The sequence below is a fragment of the Compostibacillus humi genome, assembly GCF_014637175.1.
GTDB lineage: Bacteria > Bacillota > Bacilli > Bacillales > Amphibacillaceae > Oceanobacillus > Oceanobacillus humi.
On sequence record NZ_BMEV01000060.1, the window covers coordinates 1 to 22,331 of the forward strand.

Annotated in this window: 24 protein-coding genes; 16 read left to right on the forward strand and 8 right to left on the reverse strand. The window is 40.5% G+C overall.

The genetic code is table 11. The annotated features are described in order from the left end of the window. Positions 1 to 144: 144 nt before the first annotated feature. Positions 145 to 675, forward strand: coding sequence for a hypothetical protein (locus IEV18_RS13415; RefSeq protein ID WP_188392899.1), 531 nt, complete (start codon positions 145 to 147; stop codon positions 673 to 675). A gap of 57 nt (positions 676 to 732) precedes the next feature. Continuing rightward, positions 733 to 1,317, forward strand: a complete 585-nt coding sequence (locus IEV18_RS13420; RefSeq protein WP_188392900.1) for an alpha/beta hydrolase — start codon at positions 733 to 735, stop codon at positions 1,315 to 1,317. 395 nt (positions 1,318 to 1,712) lie between these two features. On the opposite strand, the gene IEV18_RS13425 is transcribed toward IEV18_RS13420, so the two are convergent. Both IEV18_RS13425 and IEV18_RS13430 read right to left on the reverse strand, forming a co-directional pair. Continuing rightward, on the reverse strand, positions 1,713 to 2,666 hold the full coding sequence (locus IEV18_RS13425; RefSeq protein WP_188392901.1) for an alpha/beta hydrolase: 954 nt from the start codon (positions 2,664 to 2,666) through the stop codon (positions 1,713 to 1,715). Then, a complete protein-coding gene (locus tag IEV18_RS13430; protein WP_188392902.1) occupies positions 2,638 to 3,204 on the reverse strand; it encodes a helix-turn-helix domain-containing protein in 567 nt (188 codons plus the stop codon). The genes IEV18_RS13425 and IEV18_RS13430 overlap by 29 nt, the downstream gene beginning before the upstream one ends. 178 nt (positions 3,205 to 3,382) lie before the next feature. Here IEV18_RS13430 and IEV18_RS13435 point away from each other — a divergent pair, with 178 nt between their 5' ends. Then, entirely contained in the window at positions 3,383 to 3,982 is a 600-nt protein-coding gene (locus IEV18_RS13435) for a hypothetical protein (RefSeq protein WP_188392903.1), read from the forward strand. A gap of 407 nt (positions 3,983 to 4,389) precedes the next feature. Then, the gene (locus tag IEV18_RS13440; RefSeq protein ID WP_188392904.1) at positions 4,390 to 4,611 is read left to right on the forward strand and encodes a DUF2187 family protein; all 222 of its coding nucleotides are present in this window, start codon (positions 4,390 to 4,392) and stop codon (positions 4,609 to 4,611) included. A 48-nt stretch (positions 4,612 to 4,659) separates the two neighbouring features. Here the strand turns inward: IEV18_RS13440 and pdxS are convergent, their stop codons facing one another. Next, a complete protein-coding gene (gene pdxS / locus IEV18_RS13445) occupies positions 4,660 to 5,544 on the reverse strand; it encodes a pyridoxal 5'-phosphate synthase lyase subunit PdxS (RefSeq protein WP_188392905.1) in 885 nt (294 codons plus the stop codon). Positions 5,545 to 5,663: 119 nt separating this feature from the next. Between pdxS and pdxR the strand changes: the two genes are divergently transcribed. The 3 genes from pdxR to IEV18_RS13460 all read left to right on the forward strand — a co-directional run bounded on the left by pdxR (position 5,664) and on the right by IEV18_RS13460 (position 9,359). Then, the gene (gene pdxR / locus IEV18_RS13450) at positions 5,664 to 7,097 is read left to right on the forward strand and encodes a MocR-like pyridoxine biosynthesis transcription factor PdxR (protein WP_188392906.1); all 1,434 of its coding nucleotides are present in this window, start codon (positions 5,664 to 5,666) and stop codon (positions 7,095 to 7,097) included. Between the two features lie 55 nt (positions 7,098 to 7,152). After that, positions 7,153 to 8,133 carry a diaminopimelate dehydrogenase gene (locus IEV18_RS13455; protein ID WP_188392907.1) on the forward strand — a complete coding sequence of 327 codons (981 nt, stop codon included), beginning with the start codon at positions 7,153 to 7,155 and terminating at the stop codon, positions 8,131 to 8,133. 230 nt (positions 8,134 to 8,363) lie between these two features. Then, positions 8,364 to 9,359 carry a LolA family protein gene (locus tag IEV18_RS13460; RefSeq protein WP_188392908.1) on the forward strand — a complete coding sequence of 332 codons (996 nt, stop codon included), beginning with the start codon at positions 8,364 to 8,366 and terminating at the stop codon, positions 9,357 to 9,359. A gap of 30 nt (positions 9,360 to 9,389) precedes the next feature. On the opposite strand, the gene IEV18_RS13465 is transcribed toward IEV18_RS13460, so the two are convergent. Beyond that, entirely contained in the window at positions 9,390 to 10,370 is a 981-nt protein-coding gene (locus IEV18_RS13465) for a sensor histidine kinase (RefSeq protein WP_229733658.1), read from the reverse strand. A gap of 10 nt (positions 10,371 to 10,380) precedes the next feature. Further along, on the reverse strand, positions 10,381 to 11,082 hold the full coding sequence (locus IEV18_RS13470) for a LytR/AlgR family response regulator transcription factor (RefSeq protein ID WP_188392909.1): 702 nt from the start codon (positions 11,080 to 11,082) through the stop codon (positions 10,381 to 10,383). Positions 11,083 to 11,247: 165 nt separating this feature from the next. Here IEV18_RS13470 and IEV18_RS13475 point away from each other — a divergent pair, with 165 nt between their 5' ends. Genes IEV18_RS13475 through IEV18_RS13485 form a run of 3 tightly spaced genes read left to right on the forward strand, consistent with a single transcriptional unit; the run spans position 11,248 to position 13,465 of the window. Beyond that, positions 11,248 to 12,000 (forward strand): ABC transporter ATP-binding protein, encoded by a 753-nt coding sequence (locus IEV18_RS13475; RefSeq protein WP_188392910.1) that lies wholly within the window; start codon positions 11,248 to 11,250, stop codon positions 11,998 to 12,000. Further along, entirely contained in the window at positions 11,990 to 13,144 is a 1,155-nt protein-coding gene (locus IEV18_RS13480) for an ABC transporter permease (protein ID WP_188392911.1), read from the forward strand. The genes IEV18_RS13475 and IEV18_RS13480 overlap by 11 nt, the downstream gene beginning before the upstream one ends. A 42-nt stretch (positions 13,145 to 13,186) precedes the next feature. Beyond that, a complete protein-coding gene (locus IEV18_RS13485; protein ID WP_188392922.1) occupies positions 13,187 to 13,465 on the forward strand; it encodes a DNA-binding protein in 279 nt (92 codons plus the stop codon). 276 nt (positions 13,466 to 13,741) lie between these two features. Here the strand turns inward: IEV18_RS13485 and IEV18_RS13490 are convergent, their stop codons facing one another. Further along, positions 13,742 to 15,652 carry a vWA domain-containing protein gene (locus IEV18_RS13490; RefSeq protein WP_188392912.1) on the reverse strand — a complete coding sequence of 637 codons (1,911 nt, stop codon included), beginning with the start codon at positions 15,650 to 15,652 and terminating at the stop codon, positions 13,742 to 13,744. Positions 15,653 to 15,666: 14 nt separating this feature from the next. Further along, positions 15,667 to 16,536: an ATP-binding protein gene (locus IEV18_RS13495; protein WP_188392913.1), complete on the reverse strand. Its 870-nt coding sequence runs from the start codon at positions 16,534 to 16,536 to the stop codon at positions 15,667 to 15,669. Positions 16,537 to 16,652: 116 nt separating this feature from the next. Here IEV18_RS13495 and IEV18_RS13500 point away from each other — a divergent pair, with 116 nt between their 5' ends. From IEV18_RS13500 to IEV18_RS13515, 4 genes are all read left to right on the forward strand, one after another. Next, the gene (locus IEV18_RS13500) at positions 16,653 to 17,363 is read left to right on the forward strand and encodes a DUF6843 domain-containing protein (protein WP_188392914.1); all 711 of its coding nucleotides are present in this window, start codon (positions 16,653 to 16,655) and stop codon (positions 17,361 to 17,363) included. A gap of 112 nt (positions 17,364 to 17,475) precedes the next feature. Next, positions 17,476 to 17,826 carry a DUF3870 domain-containing protein gene (locus IEV18_RS13505; protein WP_188392915.1) on the forward strand — a complete coding sequence of 117 codons (351 nt, stop codon included), beginning with the start codon at positions 17,476 to 17,478 and terminating at the stop codon, positions 17,824 to 17,826. Between the two features lie 65 nt (positions 17,827 to 17,891). Beyond that, entirely contained in the window at positions 17,892 to 19,046 is a 1,155-nt protein-coding gene (locus IEV18_RS13510; RefSeq protein WP_188392916.1) for a DUF819 family protein, read from the forward strand. 124 nt (positions 19,047 to 19,170) lie between these two features. Then, positions 19,171 to 20,220 (forward strand): dipeptide epimerase, encoded by a 1,050-nt coding sequence (locus IEV18_RS13515; protein WP_188392917.1) that lies wholly within the window; start codon positions 19,171 to 19,173, stop codon positions 20,218 to 20,220. Positions 20,221 to 20,259: 39 nt separating this feature from the next. On the opposite strand, the gene IEV18_RS13520 is transcribed toward IEV18_RS13515, so the two are convergent. Next, entirely contained in the window at positions 20,260 to 20,493 is a 234-nt protein-coding gene (locus tag IEV18_RS13520) for an NINE protein (RefSeq protein ID WP_188392918.1), read from the reverse strand. 148 nt (positions 20,494 to 20,641) lie between these two features. Between IEV18_RS13520 and IEV18_RS13525 the strand changes: the two genes are divergently transcribed. Both IEV18_RS13525 and IEV18_RS13530 read left to right on the forward strand, forming a co-directional pair. Next, positions 20,642 to 21,196, forward strand: a complete 555-nt coding sequence (locus tag IEV18_RS13525; RefSeq protein WP_188392919.1) for a hypothetical protein — start codon at positions 20,642 to 20,644, stop codon at positions 21,194 to 21,196. 124 nt (positions 21,197 to 21,320) lie between these two features. After that, positions 21,321 to 22,127, forward strand: a complete 807-nt coding sequence (locus IEV18_RS13530; protein ID WP_188392920.1) for a DUF6612 family protein — start codon at positions 21,321 to 21,323, stop codon at positions 22,125 to 22,127. The last annotated feature ends 204 nt before the right edge of the window (positions 22,128 to 22,331 follow it).

Below are 22,331 nucleotides of genomic sequence, written 5' to 3' on the forward strand. Positions count from 1 at the left end.
GGAAGCCACCCGTCCTATTCAGTATAAAGGATTTTTTTATGGACAAACCACTAAATAATTGAACATTCTTAGTATTTTTTGTTTTTAGATTTAATTTATGCAATGCTAGTGATATCGTATAAAGGAATAAAAGGAGCGTCAGAAATGAGATTATATAAAATTCAAAATGGAAATTATCTTTCTCAGGGAAAGGTGCTTTCTGTCATCAATGAAAAGGAAGAAGTCATCGGTTTGGTCACAAAAGAAGACATTCCCGGCTACGAAAAGAACCATGTATTCTCTTTTACTGCGCATACAGACGGTTCCAAAGCAATTGTCGGAATTAAAAAGAACGGATTGGCCCGGCTTGTTGTGACGAAATACGGGGTCATCACCGAAAACGGAGATTATGAGCTGAAAGAAAAGGTGGGAAATAATATTTTCTATTTTTGCGTTACCGGGGTTCTTGGAGAGACAAGCATCCGTATCGAGGAAGATTGGGACGGAATGCTGGAAGTAAAAGCAGACGGGGTGGTTATTGCATCGGTGAAAGAAAAGGATCTCCATGGAATTTTTCAATTTGAAGATGAGATTCAGGAAAATGATCTGCTTTTTGCCATAACGGTCTTGATGTTCTTTATGAAAAAAATATATGATGACGACGCGAAACTCTTGGAATGGTTATTGTTAAATTAATTCCGTTAAGTTCACTAGCGAATCTTCATAACTACTAGGCCTTCGTCTAATTTTCCATTGACAGCCCCGAAGAAACCAACCTTGCTATTATTGCATGGGACTGGCGGGACAGAGCATGATTTAATTCCCCTGGCATCCCGGATCGATCCGGAAGCGAACGTGCTAAGTGTTAGAGGAAATGTTTTAGAGAATGGCATGCCCCGATTTTTCCGCCGTTTAAGTGAAGGAGTGTTCGATGAAGCGGATTTAATCTTTCGCACTCAGGAACTGAATGAATTTCTTGATGAAGCAGCAGAAAAATACAGTTTTGACCGCCAAAATATTGTAGCCATCGGTTATTCCAACGGTGCAAATATTGCCGGCAGCCTGCTTTTCCATTATAGCGATGCTTTAGCTGGAGCCATTTTGCATCATCCGATGGTTCCAAGAAGGGGAGTTAAGCTTCCTGACTTAACCGGTAAAAATGTATTTATCGGTGCCGGGACAAATGATCCGATCTGTTCTCCGGAAGAGTCAGAGGAATTAAAGTCACTTTTGGAAAATGCCGGTGCTAACGTCGAGCTTTTCTGGGATAATATGGGGCATCAGCTGACGATGAGGGAAGTGGAGGCAGCAAGCGCCTGGTATACATCCAATTATTAAAAAAAGAGCAAGTTCCCTGCATTTTGGCAGAGGAGCTCGCTCTTTCTTTGTTTATATATAGTTATCATCTTCAGTATAGTTGTTATGATGAAATTTAAAGATAGTGTAGGGACGTGATGTAATGAAAGGAACGATAACCAATGCGTTGTTCAGCTCTATTGTCGGGGCGATTTGGAGTTAACTGCTTTTTTATATTTCCGTATTGTCTGCTTCATGTTTCATTCGGCTTATATTAACTATTTTTCTCTTTGCCATCCTGTAAAAACTTTACATAAATTCATTTATCCAAGTTGAATGACGGCGGCGAGAAAATAATTTTTTCTTATCTGTACTTTTAATTGCTGCGTTCATTGACTCGTATTTTATCATGAATTGATTTCTCCATATGGAGCCTTTTAACGTATAAGTGATTCATCTATTTTTTCTAGCCATTCGTCCATATGCTCAAATAACCGCTTATCAATTGGTTCTTCCACTTGCCGTTTATATTCCTTTAAAAGGCCAAGCATCGTATGATTTCCGGACATTTTTCTGAAAATGTGGTTCATGTCCGGAATGATATGCCATACAGCAGGCCCTTGAACTAAGTCGGCAATTTTTTTGGCATGTTCCGGCGGGACTTGAATGTCTTTATCTCCTGTAATAGCCAGGACTGGGCAAGTGACTTCTTCCAAATAATCGCAAACATTATATTTAAACTGCTCCCGAATCCATTTGGCATTAATTTTCGCTCCACGGATACGCATTACGTCTTGATCCGATTCAACGATTTTCTGAATGGTGGCAGCATTTTGCTTCCTGCCCTTTTCTGCAACCTTTAATAAACGGAATAATGCTCCTTTCCATCCTTTCATTTTTTCGATTTCCTGAAAGGCCATTTCGCTTTGTATTGACAGCAAATCCTTGGACGGTTCGGCAGCACCGGCGAGTAAAATCAAGCCGGAAACAGGTGTTTTCTTATGAACGGCCGGTGCAATTAAAGCCCCTTCGCTATGTCCGGCAATGAGGATTTTTTCTTTATCCACCTTTGGATGACTTTGCAAATATCTTACGCATTCGGCTGCGTCATCAATTAAATCATATACGCCAGCAGCATAGTAGTCCCCTTCGCTTTGATGGGTTCCCCTTTTATCATATCGAAGGGTGACAAATCCTTTTCTGTCAAAGTATTCCGCTAAGTCTTTATAAAGATTCATATTCATTTTTTCCATATTCCCGTCTCTGTCAGATTTTCCGGAACCAGGAATAATAAGTACGGCCGGATGAACGTTTCTTTCCTCTTCTGGAATCGTCAGTGTTCCCCTCAACGTATAGGCGGATTTAATTTCCACTTCCATGCTTTTCGTCATTTTTTTCTCCCCTTTCCGCTCCAGGCATGATAACGGTTGAAAATAACCGCAAAGTCCGCTTTTCACCTGGAGCATAATTAGAATATTTTTGAAAAACTTTGTTTAAATCAGCCATGAACTGCTGCAATTCATCGTCTGACAAATAAAAATGTCTTTGTCGATAGCCAACCCCATCCCGGGCAAAATCTACCGTTTCTCTTTGCAAATACGCTTCGAATTCTTTCGTTAACTGGGCGGTAAAAAACATGAAGTACTGAAGATGATCTTCTTTCGAAATATTCTGGATTTCTTCCGGAGAAATTTGAATGGCTGAAAGGTCTAGCGCATATACCTTTTCGATGGTCCCGCGAATTTGATTTTCTTCGACAACCTGCAATATGTTCGTTTTTACTAATGTGTCTAAATGGCGGTAAAGGGTGGCCTGAGGAATGTCGTCCACTTCCTTTGCCAATGTTTTTGCTGTTCTTTTCTTGCCGTCAAGAAACCGCTGGATAATTTTAAACCGTATTGGATGCAAGATTGCGTCTAATTTATTCAATAGGAATCACCTCTTTATTATCGACTACAATTATATTATCATAAATGATAATAATTGTAAACATGATAACAAAAATTTAGACATATGTACAAAAAATGAAACTATGTATCCCGATATTTCGTATTTATAGTACAGTGGTAATAAGAGTTTTTTGCGATAGAGAAATGGGGGATGGATGTTGAAATTATTTATCGATATTTTGCTATTTATAATTATTGCGTATTATTGTTACAGATTTTTCCAAGTGCTATTCCGGCTGAATCATCATGTGCTATTTCCGCTGACGGAACAAGATTTGAATGAAGTACGGCCCCAGCCGGAAAGCAAATTAGATTATCCAAACTTTTCGAGCCATAAATTTCATATCCTGTTCCACGGGGGGCTGCTCGCATTTGTCATTGCAGTTTATTTTTGGGGATTATCTTTGAGCGAAATCAACTTGTCACTATACCTTACTTTGCTGTTGCCGGCAACGAGCACGAATGATGTGTATCGCTTATTTGCCTTTGTGGAAGAAGGGGTTATTTCCGGATTTCGCTTTGTGCCGTGGGGAAGAATAACGTCATTTGAGTATATTCCGATTGATATAAATCACAGGTTTTACGGCTATGCAAAAGAAGTAAATAACAGCTATGAATTAAAAATAAAAACTAAATTCGGATCGGTCAGCTGTGTTGTTTTGACCGAGGAAATGAGGGAGAAACTAACAGGGATTTTGACGGAACGGATTCCGGGAGCAGAGAAAGAAAAGGCGGCATTGCACCGTTCAGAAATATAATAGAGGCAAAAAAGCTTCCGTTATGTTACTGCGCTCCAAAAGTTAGAGTGAAAATCTAATTTTTAGGGGTCACCAACTATCGGATAGCTTTTTACATTAGCATAATTTAACATGCTTTCCATTCTGTTCGGATTCGTTTCATTAATTTTTGCAAATTATTCTCCACGAAGGAAATACTATTCACTGGGTTAACATCCTAATTTGTAATCCAATACATCAAAATATGGATGGTTTTGCAAGTTATTCATTGCAGGATTATGCGTGCTGTTATAAACTATCCATGGATTAATTTTTTCTGGGAAATGACAGGAATAGCAATGGTCAAAGTATGTGATATATAAGCTTAACTTGGATTACTAAGACAACGTGCTTTTGCCGAACAGAAATAAAGTCAGGAGGGTATTTGCATGTCGGAGGAAAAAGCAAAAAATACGAGAGCGAAAAGAAAAGCAAAAGAAGGAGATATGATTGAAGTTGTAAAGGGTCTCCAAAAAGGTAAAAAAGGAGAAGTTGTCACCGTCAGGGAAAATTCCGTGATTATTCAAATCGGCAAGCTGTCAGAAACGGGAGAACCAATTAAAACGGTAGTTAACCATAAAAATTATAAAATCATTTCCAAAAAAGAATAGTAAAAGCAGCCTGTTTGAGAAGGCTGCTTTTCTTATTTGCTCTCCCGCTTACCAGCCGCGGTCTTGCATTCTTTCTTCCTGCGGCAATGCGGAAATGTCAACACCTTTCATTGCTCCGCCCAATTCTTTGGAAAGTTCCCCGATTAGTTCGTAGTTTTCATAGTTAGCAGTTGCTTGTACGATGGCATTGGCAAACTTTTCCGGGTTTTCTGATTTGAAAATTCCTGAACCGACAAAGACGCCATCGGCTCCAAGCTGCATCATTAATGCGGCATCCGCAGGGGTTGCCACACCGCCGGCAGCAAAGTTGACGACCGGTAGCCTTCCGTTTTCTTTAATTTGTTTTAACACTTCATACGGTGCCTGTAAGTTTTTCGCCTCTGTCATCAGTTCATCGTCGCTTAAGTGTAAAACTTTTCGAACTTGTGCTTGTATCTTCCGCATATGTCTTACTGCTTCAACAATATTTCCTGTTCCCGGCTCTCCCTTTGTTCGCAGCATGGCAGTGCCTTCGCCAATCCGTCGTGCTGCTTCGCCAAGGTCACGGCAGCCGCAGACAAACGGGACGTTGTATTCATTTTTTAGTAAGTGGAATTCCTCGTCAGCAGGGGTCAATACTTCACTTTCATCGATACAATCGACCCCCATCGCTTCCAAAACCCGTGCTTCTACGATGTGCCCAATCCGCACTTTCGCCATCACAGGAATAGATACTGCATTCATTACCTCTTCGACAATTCTTGGATCGGCCATCCGGGCCACCCCGCCGCTTTTACGGATGTCAGCAGGAACTTTTTCCAATGCCATAACTGCAACTGCCCCGGCAGCTTCGGCAATTTTTGCCTGCTCGGCGTTAACTACATCCATGATTACTCCGCCTTTGAGCTGGTTAATTTTGTTTATCTTTTCTTCTAGCGTCAATACTTTTCCCATCCTGTTCACCTCGACAATAAATTTTAAAAATTTATTTAATTATAATTCCAATATGGTACTATTAAAAGTGTCAGTTTTTATTAATTTGACCATGTCAGTTTCAGGAAGGCGGATTGATTATGGAGATGTTAACGGTCCATTTGAACCGTTCCCACGACATTCCTTTGTATGAACAGTTGTATCGCCATATAAAACAGGAAATAATAAAGGGAAAAATTGCTTACCGTACGAAGCTTCCATCTAAAAGGAAGCTGGCAGAGCATTTAAAGGTGAGTCAAAACACGGTGGAATATGCATATGAACAATTAGTTGCTGAAGGATTTCTGGAAGCGGTGCCCCGGAAAGGCTTTTTTGTCATGGCAAAAGAAGAACTGGAATATATTCAGCCGGAACCCGATGTGCAAAATCCTCCTCAGAATGATCATGATAATGTAAAATATCATTTTCACCCAAGCTGGATTGATACGGACAATTTTCCAATGGATCTGTGGCGGAGAATTGCCCGGAATATAATGACGAAGGAAAACCAAAACTTATTATTATTGGGGGAATCCCAAGGAGAATATGAACTGCGCCGGGAAATTGCCGAATATTTATACCATGCCCGTGGGGTCAATTGTACTCCGGAAAATATTGTCATCGGTGCGGGAAGTGAATTTCTCCTTCAGCAAATTATCCATTTATTTGGGGAGAAAACGGTTTATGGGGTGGAGGATCCGGGATATCATGTCATTTCCCGGCTGCTGCACAAGCATGCGAATCAGGTATACCCTTTGGAAGTAGATGGGGAAGGGGTAAAGGTGTCGTCCTTTGGGGAGCTTGCAATTGATGTTGTTTATGTTACGCCGTCACATCACTTCCCCTTTGGATCGGTCCTTCCCGTCAATCGCAGGGTGAAATTGCTAAATTGGGCTCAAAGTGTCCCAGGACGATTTATTATCGAGGATGATTATGACAGTGAGTTTCGGTATAGCGGGAAAACGATTCCTTCTTTGCAAAGCATGGACAAGAGCGGAAAAGTCATTTATTTAGGTTCATTTTCCAAATCGCTGATTCCTTCTCTTCGCATCAGCTATATGGTGCTCCCAAACGAGCTGCTTGAGCGATACAAGGAAGAACTGTCCTTTTATCATTGTTCGGTTTCACGATTAGACCAGCATATTCTTAGCAGCTTTATGCGGGAAGGGCATTTTGAGAAACATTTAAACCGAATGCGGAAAATCTATCGCCGGAAGCTGGAGTTAGTATTGGAAATATTAAATAAATATCCGGATTATGTAGAAGTAATTGGGGAGCATTCTGGTCTTCATATCGTTTTAACAGTGAAGAACGGCATGAAGGAAAGCGAGCTGATAAAAAGAGCAATGGCAGAAAAATTGAAAGTTTACCCGATATCCTACTATTTTTTGGAAAAAAAGGAGGAGTTTCCTCCAAAAATTATTTTAGGCTTTGCGGGTATCCCTGAGAATGAGTTAGAAAACGCCATAATGACGCTATTAACAAGCTGGGAAATAGGCAACGGAAGGGATAAGATTAACAGTCATAATCGGTGACATGGAAAAGAAATTCATGTATCATTTTAAAATATAATTGAAGGGAGATGTAAGGATGAGCATAAAAATCGGAATTGTCGGCTACGGAAATCTTGGAAAAGGTGCGGTAAAAGCAATTCAGCTATGTGAAGATATGGAGCTTGTTGCCGTCTTCACGAGAAGAAATCCAGAGAGTCTTGCGTTAGAAGACACGGATGCACAAGCTGTCCATGTTTCAAAAGCAGAAGAATATAAAGATAAAATTGATGTCATGATTTTGTGCGGCGGTTCTGCAACGGATTTGCCGGAACAGGGACCGGAATTTGCAAAAATTTTCAATACGATTGACAGTTACGACACCCATGCGAAAATTCCTGAATACTTCCAGTCTGTTGACGAAGCAGCGAAAGCAGGCGGAAAAACGAGCATTATTTCCGTCGGCTGGGACCCGGGGCTGTTTTCTATTAATCGGCTGATGGCGGAAGCAATTTTGCCTAATGGCGAAAACTATACCTTCTGGGGAAAAGGATTGAGCCAAGGCCATTCTGATGCGATACGCCGGGTAGAGGGGGTTAAAAACGGCGTACAATATACAATCCCGATGGAAGAGGCAATTAATCGGGTAAGAAGCGGGGAAAATCCGGAGCTTACTACAGCAGAAAAGCATCGCCGTGTTTGCTACGTTGTACCGGAAAAAGGATACGATACGGAAAAAATTGCACAGGAAATAAAAACGATGCCGAATTATTTTGCTGATTACGAAACCGAAGTACACTTTATTTCCGAAGAAGAATTGAAAGCGAATCACTCTGCTGCGCCTCATGGCGGATTTGTCATCCGCGGCGGGAAGACAGGGGAAGGCAACACACAAGTGTATGAATTTTCCTTAAAACTGGATAGCAACCCAGAATTTACAGCAAGTGTCTTAGTTGCCTATGCCCGGGCAGCATACCGCTTGAATCAAGAAGGACAGTTCGGCGCGAAAACAGTTTTTGACGTACCGCCGGTTTATATCTCTCCACGATCACCAGAACAACTGCGAAAAGACTTATTATAGGATAAAGGCTGTCCAATGGGCAGTCTTTTTTCGTTTAGTGCCGATAATGCCATCTTTTAAAATTGTCAAAAGTGCCTTAGGTGCCAGGCACTTCCCGAATTTTGTCGAAAAGATTGGGGACTAATACCGGTGCCATGCACAAAATTAAAAGGTATAATGTATGAATAATGTATGGCGAAAACTTATATATTTTTCTATCATACTCATTTAAATAAGGGGGGTAATCCAATATGATGAAAGAATCTGCCGGTAATATTATTCGTAATGCGCTAAAGTCAGAAAAAACGGTGAAATCTTACTACGGAGAGTCAGAAATTAAAGTTTATCAGGGAGATGAATTAATCGAAAATAGCATCATGACTGAATATGTTTCCGACGATGGAAACAGAAAGATAATTAGTAAAGATAAAATCTCCCGCCAGGAAACCGCTGCTTTTAATGATGGGAGCAAAATAATCTTTTATAACAAAACATTAGGGGAAGCTTATGAAACGGAAATGGGAATGACAGACATGTTACGATTATCTGATCCTCGGGAGCAGCTGAAAATGATGCTGGATATGACGGAGGATTCCCATGAGTGCTTTTTCGTTGGGGAAGAACCATTTTTAGATTTAGATACTTATCATCTTCAGCTGAAACAAAAAGAGGATGATAGTTTATTTGGTGATGTTGATTTATGGGTTGAACAGAAATCTTCCTTTATAGTGAAAATGACAATGGAATCAGCTGCAAGCAAAATCGAGATGGAATATAAGGAAATCAATTTTTCCCCAACCTTTGCGGAAGGAATATTTTCTGTTAATATTCCAGAGAATATCGAGATATCGTCATTGGAAAAAACAATGGAACCAGCGGAAGTTTCCTTGAGAGAGGCTGCAGAGACGCTTGGACAAAATTTTCTAAAATTCTCTGAAGATGATATGAAACTAGTCAAAGTGACATTGCTTGATTATAGGCAATCCATCGGACGTTTTGAAGTGGAGCTGGAATATGAAACCTTAGAAGGGACTCCGTTACTTTCCATGTCTGTTTTTCCGACCCCGGAAGGGCCGGGAATGGGTTTAGGTCGAAAAAATATTACCGTTCGCGGCAAAAAGGCGAAATTCGAAAAGATGATTAACGGGATTACATGGGATGAAGACGGTCTGCGCTATTCGGTCATAATGCACAATCCAGACGTTCCAATCGAAGACATGATCAGCATGGCAGCAAATATGAAATAGTACCGCCAGTGCCTGATACCGGCGGTACTATTAATTTACAGCGGGGATTTTTATTTTTAAGGTGAAGGTTTCCTTCTTATAAGTGAAGTCAAGGAAGCCGTTGTATTTTTGCACGATATCGTAAATAATTTTTGTTCCCAGCCCTTCGTGGTCCCCTTCCTTCGTTGTTTTCCCGAACCTTTCGAACAATCCGTCCAATATATCCGTTGGAATCGGCAGACTTTCGTTGCTGCAGGTGAGTAAATACAGCCCGCTCCGTTTATAAAACTGTACCGTAATCGTCGCTTTCTCCTGTTTTTTTTCTTGCCATTCTTTACAGGCATCGATGCTGTTTGACAGTATATTTCCGATAAAAGCGACGGCATCATCATCGGACAAAGGCAACGAGGACAGCGGCACGTCAAAGTCATAAATCATTTCGATATTTGCTGCCTTTGCCTCCTTATACATATGGTGGAGAATACCTGCCACCGTTCCCCTTTCTCCTTTGATGGATAAATTTGTCTCTTCATATGTATCGACTAACTTGTCTAAATATCCCTTTGCTTCTTTGCTCTTATTCTGTTCAAGCATAAAGTGAATGGCAGAAATATGTTTCAAAAAATCATGTCTCTCCATCCGGACCGTAAGGAAAGTTTCATTCATACGCTCTTGTTCCTCGTGAAGCTCTTCAATTCTCCGCTCTAATGACCGGATTTTATTTGTTCCTGCAATTCGCATTCCCTCCATGATGAAAAATAGAAAAGGAGGAACAAAATAAAACCATTGTGGCGCCTCAACAATGTATATGCTGAAAGGGGTAAGCTGAAAGAGTAATAACAGCCTGTTCCAAATTTTTCCTGAAACTTCCGCATGAACTATAATTTTTTTGTAGACAACAATTACGGCTGCCGCAGCTCCAAGCATGAAAAGATAAAAGAGAACATTATTGGACAGCCTTAGGTACAGCAAAATGGCGTGGGCAAATAAAAGGATGACAATAAATACCGAGTAATGATTAAATCTTTTCAATCCAATCCCCCTAAAAATAATGCTTTTGCAAGTAATCTACTTTCTCTTTCGTAATCATTGCCTTTTCTTTTATTCCTTCAAAGGTGACGACATAGGAATTTTTCGCATATAAGGAAAAATTTTTCACATAATGGATGTTGATAATAAAGGAACGGTGGGAGCGGAGAAAATCCCTTTCTCTTAATTCGCCTTCCAATTCATTGAGGGTCTGATAGGTTTTAATTGCTCCTGATTTCGTATAAATCGTTGTGGAACGGCCAGTCCGCTCAATAAAAATAATATCCTTCTTTTGTATAATGTGGATGTCGCTCTTCTGTTTAATATATAAGCGGCCGGCAATATCGGAACCCCTCGTTTTTTCCTTGAGTCTCTCTACTGATTGAATCAGCCGTTCCTTTGTGTAAGGCTTCATTATATAATCATGTACTTGCAGCTCAAAGGCATGGACAGCATAACCGCTGTTTGCCGTGACAAAGATGACCGATATGTTTAATGCATGGGAATGGATGATATCAGCCAGTTCGTAGCCGGACAATTTGGGCATTTCAATATCTGCAATTAATAGGTTGATTTCTTCTTTTTTAATTTGTTTATAGGCTTCTTCTGCCGAGGTTGTAGCAAATATAATTTCCACCTCTGGTATGTTTTCAATAATTACCCTCATTTTATCCAAATCTATCTCTCTGTCATCGACGAGTCCAACTTTTAGCACTATATCACTTCCAACCGCACCAGTTCTTTTCAATCATTATAACATTATAAAATCCTTTTTGACCTCTTCGCGACAGAAAAAGGCATTTTCGCGACATAACTAAAGAATGGGAGTGCTCTTCGTATATATAATAAAATCAGCAAGAAAACGTAAGGAGTGAAAGCGATGATTGAGATTCAGGAAGTAACGAAACAGTTTAAGGATCGGAAAATATATGTTACGGCATTAAAACACGTATCCTTTCGAGTGGAAAAAGGGGAAGTAATCGGCCTGCTCGGGGAAAATGGGGCCGGAAAAACGACTTTGCTAAGGGTCATTGCATCTCTCTTGACCCCGACGGAAGGGAAAGTATTGGTTGATGGATTTGACACGGTAAAACAGCCGGAAGAGATAAAAAAAAGAATTGGGGTTTTGTTTGGCGGGGAAACCGGACTGTATGACCGTTTAACGGCAAAGGAAAATTTAGAGTTTTTTGCTTCCCTATACGGCATGGGAAAACATGAAACAAAGGTACGCATTGATGAATTGGCAAAAATGTTTGGCATGCGGGACTATTTGGACCGGAAAGTCAGCGGGTTCTCCAAGGGAATGCGGCAAAAGGTAGCCATTGCCCGGACGCTCATTCATGACCCGGATATTATTCTATTTGATGAACCGACGACAGGATTGGATATTACCTCTTCCAACGTCTTCCGGCAGCTCGTCCATCAGTTAAAGCGGGAAGGAAAAACGATTATCTTTTCCAGCCACATTATGGAAGAAGTCGGAATGCTTTGTGATTCTGTAGCGATGATTCACAAAGGGGAACTTGTCTATCACGGCAAAATTGAAGAACTGTATGAATCTGAAGAAAGCACGGATTTAAATTATATTTTCATGAGCAAATTGGTAAGGGGGAATGAGGGGTATGCTTCGTAAAATTTACCTGAAAGAAATGAAAGATGCGTTTCGTGATCGGAGAACATTATTGCTGACAGTATTCTTGCCCATTTTAATGATGTCGGCACTTACCTTTTTCTATGAAAGTTTAATATCTGACGGGGAAGAGAAAAGTTATACGCTAGCGGTACAGGAAGACATTGGACATGAGGAAAATATTTTTGCGGACTATGAAAATATTGAACTGGTAAAATATGAAAATCCAGAAGAGGCAGTAAAAAACGGTGAAGTTCATGCTGCAATATTATTTTCTGAAGGATTCATCGATCAAGTAAACAGTGCAGAAAAAGCAAAAGTAACTATTATCGGAGATTCTTTCAGTCAAAATTCATCCAATTTGATGAACTTGCTTGAAAACATTCTCAGTAATTATGAAAAAGCCGTCATTTCCAACCGCGTGATGGAAGCTGGGATGGATCTGGCGCTTATCCAGCCTTTCGCAATCGAGTACAGCGAAATTTCCGGTGAAGACCCAAATATTAATATCCTTGCTATTTTAATTCCGCTGATTTTATCTATCGCCATTGGTGTCGGTGCAAGCCCGTCATCAGCGGAAATATTTGCCGGAGAAAAGGAAAAGAAAACGATGGAAGCATTGCTGATGACTCCGGTAAGCCGTTCCACGCTAGTCTGGGCGAAATGGCTCACCATCTCGTCCATCGGTACCATCATTGGAATAGTTACACTTATCGTCGTCGCGATTGAAATATTCTTCTTTACGGAACATTTGAAAGCAGCCGTGAATTTTAACGGGAATGCTATAGCCGTTATCGGGCTGGCCATCGTTATTTCCATTATTTACGCTATGGTTTGTGCTTCAATTCTCATGATTACAAGTATAGTAGCCAAGACGGTGAAAGAAGCAGGAAGCTACAGTGCACCGGTTATGATGATTGCCATTTTTCCGATGATGATTATTATGGGTGTCGGAGTGAGTGAATTATCCTTTGTTCATTTCGCCATTCCGATTATGAACCTGTTCAGTGTAATGAAAGAATTGGTCTTTGGGGTGATCGACGTTCAGCATATCGGAATTGCCATTGTGAGCAATCTTGTAGTAACATTTGTGCTATTTATGGTTGGACGGATCATGTTTATGAAAGATAAATGGGTGATGAATTAGAAATAGACTGGAGCAAAGGAAGGGATTCTCTTGGAAATAGAAATGGTCGGACTAGGAATTCCAATCGCAATCGGATTAGCATTGATGGGATATTTCATCGGGAAAGGGCTGCAAAACTTCAGCACCCCGGAAAAACAGCAATCATATCAGCAGATTTCCGAAGAAGACTTGCCGTTTTACATCCATTTAAGCAAAGAAGAAGTGGAAGAACTTTTGACGAAATACCCTGGTGCACCGAAAATAGAGCTGAACGGAACAACCTACTACCCGTATAAACAGTTTATCGATTGGCTCACATCGAATGAAATATATAAGAAGTAATCCAAGGAAGGCATTGCCGCTTAGCGGCGATGCCTTTTCCGTACCACCGGTGCCTGTCATTTGTAAAATATTTCCAGTGAACTTTTTTGCTGCCTTATTTGTATAAAAAGTTAGAACAGTTAAAAGGGGAGGATATCATGGATACGATGTTAGGCTGGGTGATTAGTTCCATTGTTGCTGCTGTTTTAAGTATAGTGTATGTGGGCGTCATCGCTTCCTTAAATAAAAAAGTCGTCCGTAAAGCCGCATGAATCGCATCATGTGGCTTGAAAAAAATTATATCGTCTTAAGCAATAATTTTTTCAGCAATGGAGCAAAATGTTCCGGCAGGTCAGAGACGGTCGGAATTAATATATGCTCTTTTCCATAAATATTCTTCATCATGATTTCATCTTTCTCCTGCACTTCTCCGTCTGCCAAAAACATCCCGATAACATCCATGCCTTTTTTTCTCGTTTCAGATACGGCAAGGTGGGTGTCAATAATGCCGTTTTGGCTATAATGGGAAGCGGCCGGCTCCCCGTCGGTAAATACGAGCAAAAATTTATGCTTTTCTGTTCTTGCCTCTAATTCCTCGCTGGCTACCCGAATGCTAAAACCGTCCCGGTTATCTTCTTCCGCATCCAGCTGCATAATTTTAGGTCCGTGATTTCCGTACAGGGAATCGGCAAAAGAATGGACGATATGAAAATAATTCGGCTGATAATTTTCTTTCACTTCATTGGCATCTTCCCAAAAGCCAATAATCGAGTGCGGAATTTTTAATGATTTCAGCACTTCGTGGAAAAGGATAATACCTTTTTTAGTTTCGTCCATTTTGTTATGCATCGAAGCGGAACAATCAACGAGCAAGGTGAAAGCTGCATCAAATTCCTTTGATTCCTCGTTTTTCTTATAAAATACTCTAGGGTTTTCGTCCAGCACTAGGGGCAGCAATTTCTTCGACAGTCGGCCGAAGAGCAAATCGCTGCGCGGTTCATTTTTCCGGTGTTCCAATGTTTTTTTCAGCGTAGCAGAAAGCTTTCTTTTATACGGTTCTATTTCCTGCAAAAATTGCATGTAAAGCTTCATATCTTCCACAGAAGGTTTTTCTGCTTCTTTTATTACTTTTACAGCATGCTTATTTTCTTCTCCGTATTCATATTCACTTTGCTTGCCTCGGTTTGCTTCCTTCCGTTCCAGCGATTCCAATTTGGAGTAATCGTTTTTCTTGCTCTCCCCGGAAGCCCCTTGGATGGTGCCCATCGCCTGGTCTCCGTCTTCCGTTTCTCTTGCTCCGCCTCCCAGTATATTCGTTTTCGTACCTACTTCCAGCTCAAATTGGAGAAAAGTCTGCTTTCGGTCATTATTTTTATTTTCTCGGTGCCAGGTTGAAAAGCGCTGGTCGATATATTCATTTTTTTCCTCGTCGATTGTTTGTTTATCTTTATTTGCCACATCATCGGTTCGTGTCAGTTCGTCAAATAACCGATCCTCAGAAGCTTCATGTATATGGCCGATAGGGAACATGAAATATTCATGTATGCTGTCACTATATTTATGCTGAACCAATCGCAGCAAATCATAGGCGATGGCAGTTATTTCATTTGTACTCTTCGCTTCAAATACACGGTAAATCACCGGTTTCATTTGCTCCAGCGATGCCAGCTGTTCATCGTTCGCTCTCGGAAAAGCTGGGTCCGGACTGTCTGCAAAAAGAAGCAAGTAAATCAGGCAAAATAATTCATCTGTTGCCAGCCCTTTCGTCACATTAGCAGCTAATTGGCTTTCGAAATAATGTTTATAGTATTCGTGCCGCATGCGAAACACTGTTTTTGTACCGGGACGGCTGCTTTTAATGATTTCTTCCAGGCGTATATCTTCAAGCAAAGTAAACAATTGGGATGCAAACTTCGGCATCGTTGAAGATTCGATAGTCTCTGCATATTCTTTCATCGCATAGACCGATGAATGATAAAGGGTGCCTAAAGTCCGCAAGTAAAGATCGGATTTCAGCCCCGCAAGTTTCGTATCTTCCTGCAGCCGGTCCCAAATTCTGCTTGCGGTTATTTTTTCCGTAATTAAATCTATAAAAGAACCGTAACTAAATTCAAATTGCAGCCTTTCATTCCTGGAAAGAACATTCGTTAAATCTTGCAGCTGCAAAAATAAATTAGTGTCCACATTGGAATGGTGAAAACGATACATGTAAATTCTCCTAACTAGAAAAGGGTTTCCGCCAGATTCATCACAAATTCCCTTTCTCTTTCTTCGTCCAATTTGTCCACGATGGATCGAAGGATGGCCCGTTTCGGCGTAATGACGACGCTTAAATCACAAGCATCGAGCAATGCGCGAATGGATGCTGCATCTTCGGAAAGCTTCCCTTGCCGGACAGCTTGAATGAGATCAGCAGATAATTTTACAAATAAATCAATCATTTTTTCATCGTCCAGTTTCGTATTCCTTTGAATTAACTGCTTAAGCTGTTCGCCTTCTATATACGGCACTTCGATAACGATAAAACGGTTTTTTAATGCCTCGTTTAGTGGAACGGTTCCAATATAGCCTTCGTTGATGGCCGCAATGACGGTAAATCCGTCTTTTGCCGTAACAACTTCATTGGTAAATGGATTGGTAATCGTCCGGCGGTAATCCAGCACTCCGTTAATTAATGGTAAAGTTTCTGGTTTTGCCATATTAATCTCATCAATATATAAAAATGTCCCGTGTTTCATTGCGTTGATCACCGGGCCGGGGATAAATTCAATCATTTGTTTTTCCCCTTCATAGGATAACGTCTTAAATCCGAGTAGACTTTCTGCATCTAAGTCTACAGAGCAGTTGACACTAAACATCGGCTGCTGAAAAAGGGAGGATAATGTCTCGGCAAATTTCGTTTTACCTGCTCCCGTAGGGCCTTTCAGCAATATGTTTTTCCCCATGCTTAATGCGGTAATCGCGTCAATTAGAAGCTCATTATTTGGCGGCATATATCCGCCGTCGCGAATAAGTTCGGGGAACATGTCGTCCTTTCTTATACGTTCAGATAAAAGATGCTGAATTTCTTGTGGCAATTGATAATTATGCATACGTTTCTGCTTCTCCTTTCCTCTGCTATTGTATAATTGTTTGAAGGGGGTAGCAAATGAATACGGACACCAGTTAAAATATAAGCATATTTCCAATCATTGAAAGGAGGAATACGGTGCGTTTATGGAAATGGATTTCCGTATCATTTATTTTCTCAATTATTGTTTCCGCGACACTTTCTATACTGCAATATACTCCGCGTATGGAAAGAAATCCTGATACATATTATTTTTCCCTTCAGGAATTTTTTGTAATTTACATGTATTACACGGCTCCCGTCTTCATTGTGATTGCGATTTTTGCATTCATCATCTTTCGCGTTATGGAAAAACGTAAACACACTCCCTGGAAAAATGCCGTTTTCAGTACGTTGTTCGCTATTATCGTTACTGCAGCTGGAATTTTCATATGGATGGACGGAAGCAAAAGTGAAACAAATGATATATATTTGCTTCCGGAAGGCTATGAAGGGGAAGTATATGTTTTTTATAACGTGAAGGGAGCGCCGGAACTTGAGACTGAGGATGGCTATGAAGTTCATGTCATTAATGAAGAAGGATATTTTGCCACCTCTGCTCCAGATTTGGACTATGGAACGGTAACGGACAAATACTATTACGTTGACGATGCGGGAAACCGTACGCCAATTGATGAAAACTGTATCAGTTTATTCGGTACGGGAGCGACACAGAGGGAAGGTTACGAAATCATCTATACCGGCTTTAAGCTGACAAAAGATAATTGCAGCGAGGAGTTTATGACGACTGCATTCCCGATGGAAAAGAAAGAACATCTAATTTCCAAACTCTTTCAGCAATTCTATTGAACTTAAAAGTTAGAAAGTTCTTATCCTCTAAAAATTCTAAAAAAACCAGGTGACAAAATTCGACAAATTATGCTATAATTTACAATCATATACTAGAAGAGGATGACACCCATTGTTTAAGGACAGTACAGTATATGTGGTAGGGGATGCAAAAGCATCAACGAATAATCCCATTACGAAACAATACAGCAGTCTATTTGTCGGTTTGGTCGTAGATTTGGAAACGGATTCAATTGTTGACTTTGGCTGTTCTGCGACCATTAACGTTACGAACCGGTTTCTTCAGTCTTTATTTATTGGAGAAAATATGTTAGACGAACCCGCAATTATCGACAAGATGGAATCCCGATATTTCGGCTCCTCGCAAAAAGGGATAATTGTGGCATACAAAGATGCCTTAAAGAAGTACAGGCAAATTAAAGAAAATACTGCTTTGCCCGACAAGGCAAAACCCAGTATATAACGAAACTGCGATTTTGTTATATACTGGGTTTTTTTAATTTTTAAAAAATAAGGGGGAGGATGTATATGATTCAAGATACATTTTTGTACGTTGCATTATTAATTGCCCTGGCTGCTGTCATTGTATGGGTGGAAAAGTCTTCTTCTAGCAAGTTCTTTAAATATGTACCTGGAATTGTTCTATTATATCTTTCAGCCGCCCTGTTAAGAACGATAGGTGTATTCGGTGAATCAGAAGCGATGAGCAGTGCCAATTCAACGATTCGAAACGTACTTTTGCCTGCGATGATTGTTCTCATGTTAATAAACTGTGACTTGAGAAAGCTGAAACATTTAGGCAGAAAAATGATTCTCGGCTATACAGTAGCCGTATTCAGTATCGTTGCAGGATTTGCAATTACTTACTTAATCTTTCAGGCTTGGTATGCGCCAGATACTTGGAAAGCATTTGGAGCTTTGGCAGGGAGCTGGACAGGGGGATCAGCCAATATGGTAGCCATTCAGGGAATTTTGGATGTTCCGGAAAATATTTTTGGCTACGCGTTAATTATGGATACGGTCAATTATTCTGTTTGGGTGATGTTCCTGTTTTGGCTTGTACCATTTGCTTCCAAATTCAACAAATGGGCAGGAGCGAAAACAGAATACTTAGACCAGCTCCAGATTGATTTAAAGCAAGAAAATAATGGAACTGTTGGATTTAAAGAATTGCTTGGATTATTAGGTTTATCTTTACTCATTTCAGCTGTCAGCAGATATATCGGCGGAGTGCTTCCGGAAGTAGGTGCAGTTATTAACGGAACAACTTGGACCGTAACTATTGCAGCAATTGTCGGATTAATTTTGGCAGTTACTCCGGTGGCAAAGGTGCCGGGAACGATGGATATGGCAAATGTTATGTTGTATGTCATTATTGCCTTAATCGCGTCCAATGCAGACTTCAGCCAGCTGCTTCAGGCACCAATTTACATTATTAGCGGATTCTTTATTCTATTTATTCATTTGGCAGTTATGCTCCTATTAGCAAAACTGTTTAAAATTGATTTATTTACATTGGGTATTGCAAGTCTGGCCAATATTGGCGGAATGGCGTCTGCTCCAATGCTTGCCGGATATTACAACCGTGCGTTAATTCCGGTAGGGGTAATTATGGCATTGTTAGGATCCCTTATCGGTACGTACGCTGGCCTTGTTGTAGCCCAAATATTATCTATGTTATAATATTCTAAAAATTATATCCTATAACCATTACGGCTGGTTATACTGCTGTATTTGTTTCGATAAGAGCGATTTGCTAAGAAAATTGTTTAGCCGGCAGACTGTCTTTGCCAAAGGGGGCTAGAAGATGATAACAAATATTGTTGTACGAAATGCTAAATACAAGCTGAAAGAACCGTTTATTACCGCCATCCGCCGGGTAGAGGAAATTGAAACATTAACGGTTGTTTTAGAAACGGATGAAGGCATCGAGGGGATAGGGGCCGCATCGCCGACGGTGCAAATTACCGGAGATACGTTGGAAAGTATGAAAGGGGCGATCCTTGGCCCGATTAAAGAAAAAATTATAAATCAGCCGCTCGAATCATTAGAGTATTTAACGACAGCTGTAAGGGATGCCTGTGTCGGAAACACGAGTGCAAAAGCTGCTGTCGATATTGCCTTATATGATTTATTTGCGAAAAAGGCGAACATGCCGTTATACAAATTTTTAGGCGGGTACCGCAATCAGATAACAACCGACATGACTTTAAGCATCGGGGAAGAAAAGGCAATGGCCAAAAAAGCACAATCCTTAATTCAAGACGGTTTTCATACATTAAAAGTCAAGCTTGGGGGCACCTATGAAGAAGACATGTCCCGCATGAAGCTGTTAAGGAAAACCATCGGCGATGATATTAATTTAAGAATTGATGCTAATCAAAACTGGGATCCAAAAACAGCAGTTCGCTTTATCCGAGAGCTGGAACGGGAAAACTTAAACATTGAACTGGTGGAACAGCCGGTGAAGGCGGATGATTTTGAAGGGTTGGCTTATGTCACGAAGCAGGTAGAGACACCAATTATGGCCGATGAAAGCTTGTTTTCGGCGAAAGACGCCATCCGGCTCATTAAGATGAATGCATGCGACCTGTTTAATATTAAGCTGATGAAAACTGGCGGGATTCGTGAGGCCCTTGCCATTGCCGATATCGCAGAAGCTGCCGGAATTCCGTGCATGATTGGCAGCATGATGGAGTCTCCGATTTCAGTATCTGCAGCCATCCAGCTAGGATGCGCCCATCGGAATATCGTTTTTGCCGATATGGATGCGCCGTTATGGCTGGAAAATCTGGAAGAAGCTTTAGAATCCGGAAATATCGATTACCGCGGTTCCGTCATTTACTGCGGAGAATAAAAAATAGCCAGATCCTTTTCTTAAGGACTGGCTATTTCTTTATTTCGGATTGCGGCACATGCCGGGAATAAGGAAAATATCAATAAAAAGCCATAAATATAAGAAAAACAAAGGAATATATCCGATTAAAAGCCATGCCGTTCCCCAACCGAAAATAGCAAGTAACAGCTGCATAATGCCCGTTCCGATTCTGCCGGTATAAAAGCGGTGGATTCCGATATGTCCCAGAAAAAACCAGATGACGTAAGCAAGTGCAATGTTTTTTTGTGCCATTTTTTCAAATCCTTTCTGCAAATTTTAGCAAATATGTAGTTATTCCATTACTATTATACCTTTGATACGTTATCATAGTAATATGCTTTTGTAAAAAGAAGTATGTTTAATATGTTGATATAAAAGCAAGACATTAGGGGGAAAAAATTTGATTACTGCATTAAATCTTAATCAGCTGAAAGAAGAAGCATTGCAAAGGGCAAGGATAATGGTAGAAAACGGGCTATATTCCCGTTTCCGCTTATCGTATCAGGAACGGGTGAAAAAGGCGCAGCTCGGATGTATCGGGGAATTGGCCTTTGAAAAGTTTTTGCAAAATCTCGGCATTCCGTATCAGCTGGATCGGGAAGGGTTCGAAAACCGCAATACCGATGAGTTTGATTTTTCCATAAACAACAAAATAATTGATGTAAAAGTGGCAAAAAAATCGACACGAAACAACCCTAACGACAGCTGGACCTACGGTTATCCGGAAGAGCAGCACCCGGAAAGAAAGGATTTCGTTGTAATTGGCTGGGTTGATTTTGTCAAAAATGAAGTTGGTTTTTACGGATGGCTGACGGGAGAAAGAATTGCCCGTTTTCCGGTAGTGGAACAAAACAGTTACCGAGGTTACCGATATTTAACGCCAAATCATGAATTTCAATGGGGTGAGATGAATAAAAACTTCGGTATGCTTTTTCATGAAATATATCGGAGCTAAAGCAAAAGATGCAAGCATCTATTTGAATTTTAATGAAGATATTTTTATCAAGACGGACATTTTCGAAACCTTTTTCATAATATTGCCGTATATGAGGTAATAACTTTCTTAGGAGGATTTTTTTATGCGAAAATTAATCTTGGTGCTGCTGCTCCTCGTTATGAGTGCCGGTTTAATCGCCTGTGCCGGCGGTGATGAAAAGGCAAAAGAAATCTTCACAAAGGCTTATGAAGCAGCAGAGGAAATGCAAAGTGCAGAAGTATCCATAAACATGAATCAGCAAATAACTATAGGCGATTCTGCAATGGATATTTCGACGGATATGGAAGGGGAAGTTATAGCGGATCCGATGGCACTTCATCAAAAAGGCAAGATGACGATGAACATGGATGAAACGCCGATGGAAATGGAGATGGAAATGTATTTGGCCGACAATGAGTTTTATATGTATGACGGCATGATGGGGCAATGGTTTAAAGTGGATCAGTCGATGATGGATTTATATACGAACCAGCAGGAGCTTGCCGACCAATTGGAAATGTTTGAAGACTATGTGGGTGATTTTTCCCTGGAAGAAGCAGACGGCCACTACCAATTACAGCTGACGATGGACAGTAAAGCAGTAGGAGAAATGTTTGATTCGATAATTGCTGACTATATGCCGGAAGATATGCTGGAATCTTTAGGAGAAGAAGGCACAAAATTGCTGGATAGCATGGAAGTAACTCATCTTTTTTATGAGCTGACCGTCGATAAGAATACGTATGAAACGAAAGAATATCGAATGGAAATTGAAACGACAATGGATGTGGACGGAGAGGAAATGAAAATCTCCATCGATATGAACGGCACGTACGATAACATTAACGGAATTGATAAAATCGAAATCCCGGCGGAAGTAAAAGAGCAAGCAATAGAACAGCCATTTTAATGCACCATAAAAATTCGAGGCAATCATTGTCTCGAATTTTTTCATAATAAAGTATAATCGTATGTGTAAAATAGTTCTCGGTGATATTTCAACAAAATCCTAGCCAAAAAGGAAGAGGCACTCTATCATAAATGTATGCTTACTAGGGCAAATACACTTAGAAAGAGGCCTCTTCATGAATACTATTATATCAAAAATATACAC

Coding starts and splice junctions, on each gene's coding strand:
- IEV18_RS13415 (WP_188392899.1), top strand. CDS start 145: ATGAGATTATATAAAATTCAAAATGGAAATTATCTTTCTCAGGGAAAG.
- IEV18_RS13425 (WP_188392901.1), bottom strand. CDS start 2,666: ATGACGAAAAGCATGGAAGTGGAAATTAAATCCGCCTATACGTTGAGG.
- IEV18_RS13440 (WP_188392904.1), top strand. CDS start 4,390: ATGTCGGAGGAAAAAGCAAAAAATACGAGAGCGAAAAGAAAAGCAAAA.
- pdxS (WP_188392905.1), bottom strand. CDS start 5,544: ATGGGAAAAGTATTGACGCTAGAAGAAAAGATAAACAAAATTAACCAG.
- pdxR (WP_188392906.1), top strand. CDS start 5,664: ATGGAGATGTTAACGGTCCATTTGAACCGTTCCCACGACATTCCTTTG.
- IEV18_RS13455 (WP_188392907.1), top strand. CDS start 7,153: ATGAGCATAAAAATCGGAATTGTCGGCTACGGAAATCTTGGAAAAGGT.
- IEV18_RS13460 (WP_188392908.1), top strand. CDS start 8,364: ATGATGAAAGAATCTGCCGGTAATATTATTCGTAATGCGCTAAAGTCA.
- IEV18_RS13475 (WP_188392910.1), top strand. CDS start 11,248: ATGATTGAGATTCAGGAAGTAACGAAACAGTTTAAGGATCGGAAAATA.
- IEV18_RS13480 (WP_188392911.1), top strand. CDS start 11,990: ATGCTTCGTAAAATTTACCTGAAAGAAATGAAAGATGCGTTTCGTGAT.
- IEV18_RS13485 (WP_188392922.1), top strand. CDS start 13,187: ATGGTCGGACTAGGAATTCCAATCGCAATCGGATTAGCATTGATGGGA.
- IEV18_RS13490 (WP_188392912.1), bottom strand. CDS start 15,652: ATGTATCGTTTTCACCATTCCAATGTGGACACTAATTTATTTTTGCAG.
- IEV18_RS13495 (WP_188392913.1), bottom strand. CDS start 16,536: ATGCATAATTATCAATTGCCACAAGAAATTCAGCATCTTTTATCTGAA.
- IEV18_RS13510 (WP_188392916.1), top strand. CDS start 17,892: ATGATTCAAGATACATTTTTGTACGTTGCATTATTAATTGCCCTGGCT.
- IEV18_RS13515 (WP_188392917.1), top strand. CDS start 19,171: ATGATAACAAATATTGTTGTACGAAATGCTAAATACAAGCTGAAAGAA.
- IEV18_RS13520 (WP_188392918.1), bottom strand. CDS start 20,493: ATGGCACAAAAAAACATTGCACTTGCTTACGTCATCTGGTTTTTTCTG.
- IEV18_RS13530 (WP_188392920.1), top strand. CDS start 21,321: ATGCGAAAATTAATCTTGGTGCTGCTGCTCCTCGTTATGAGTGCCGGT.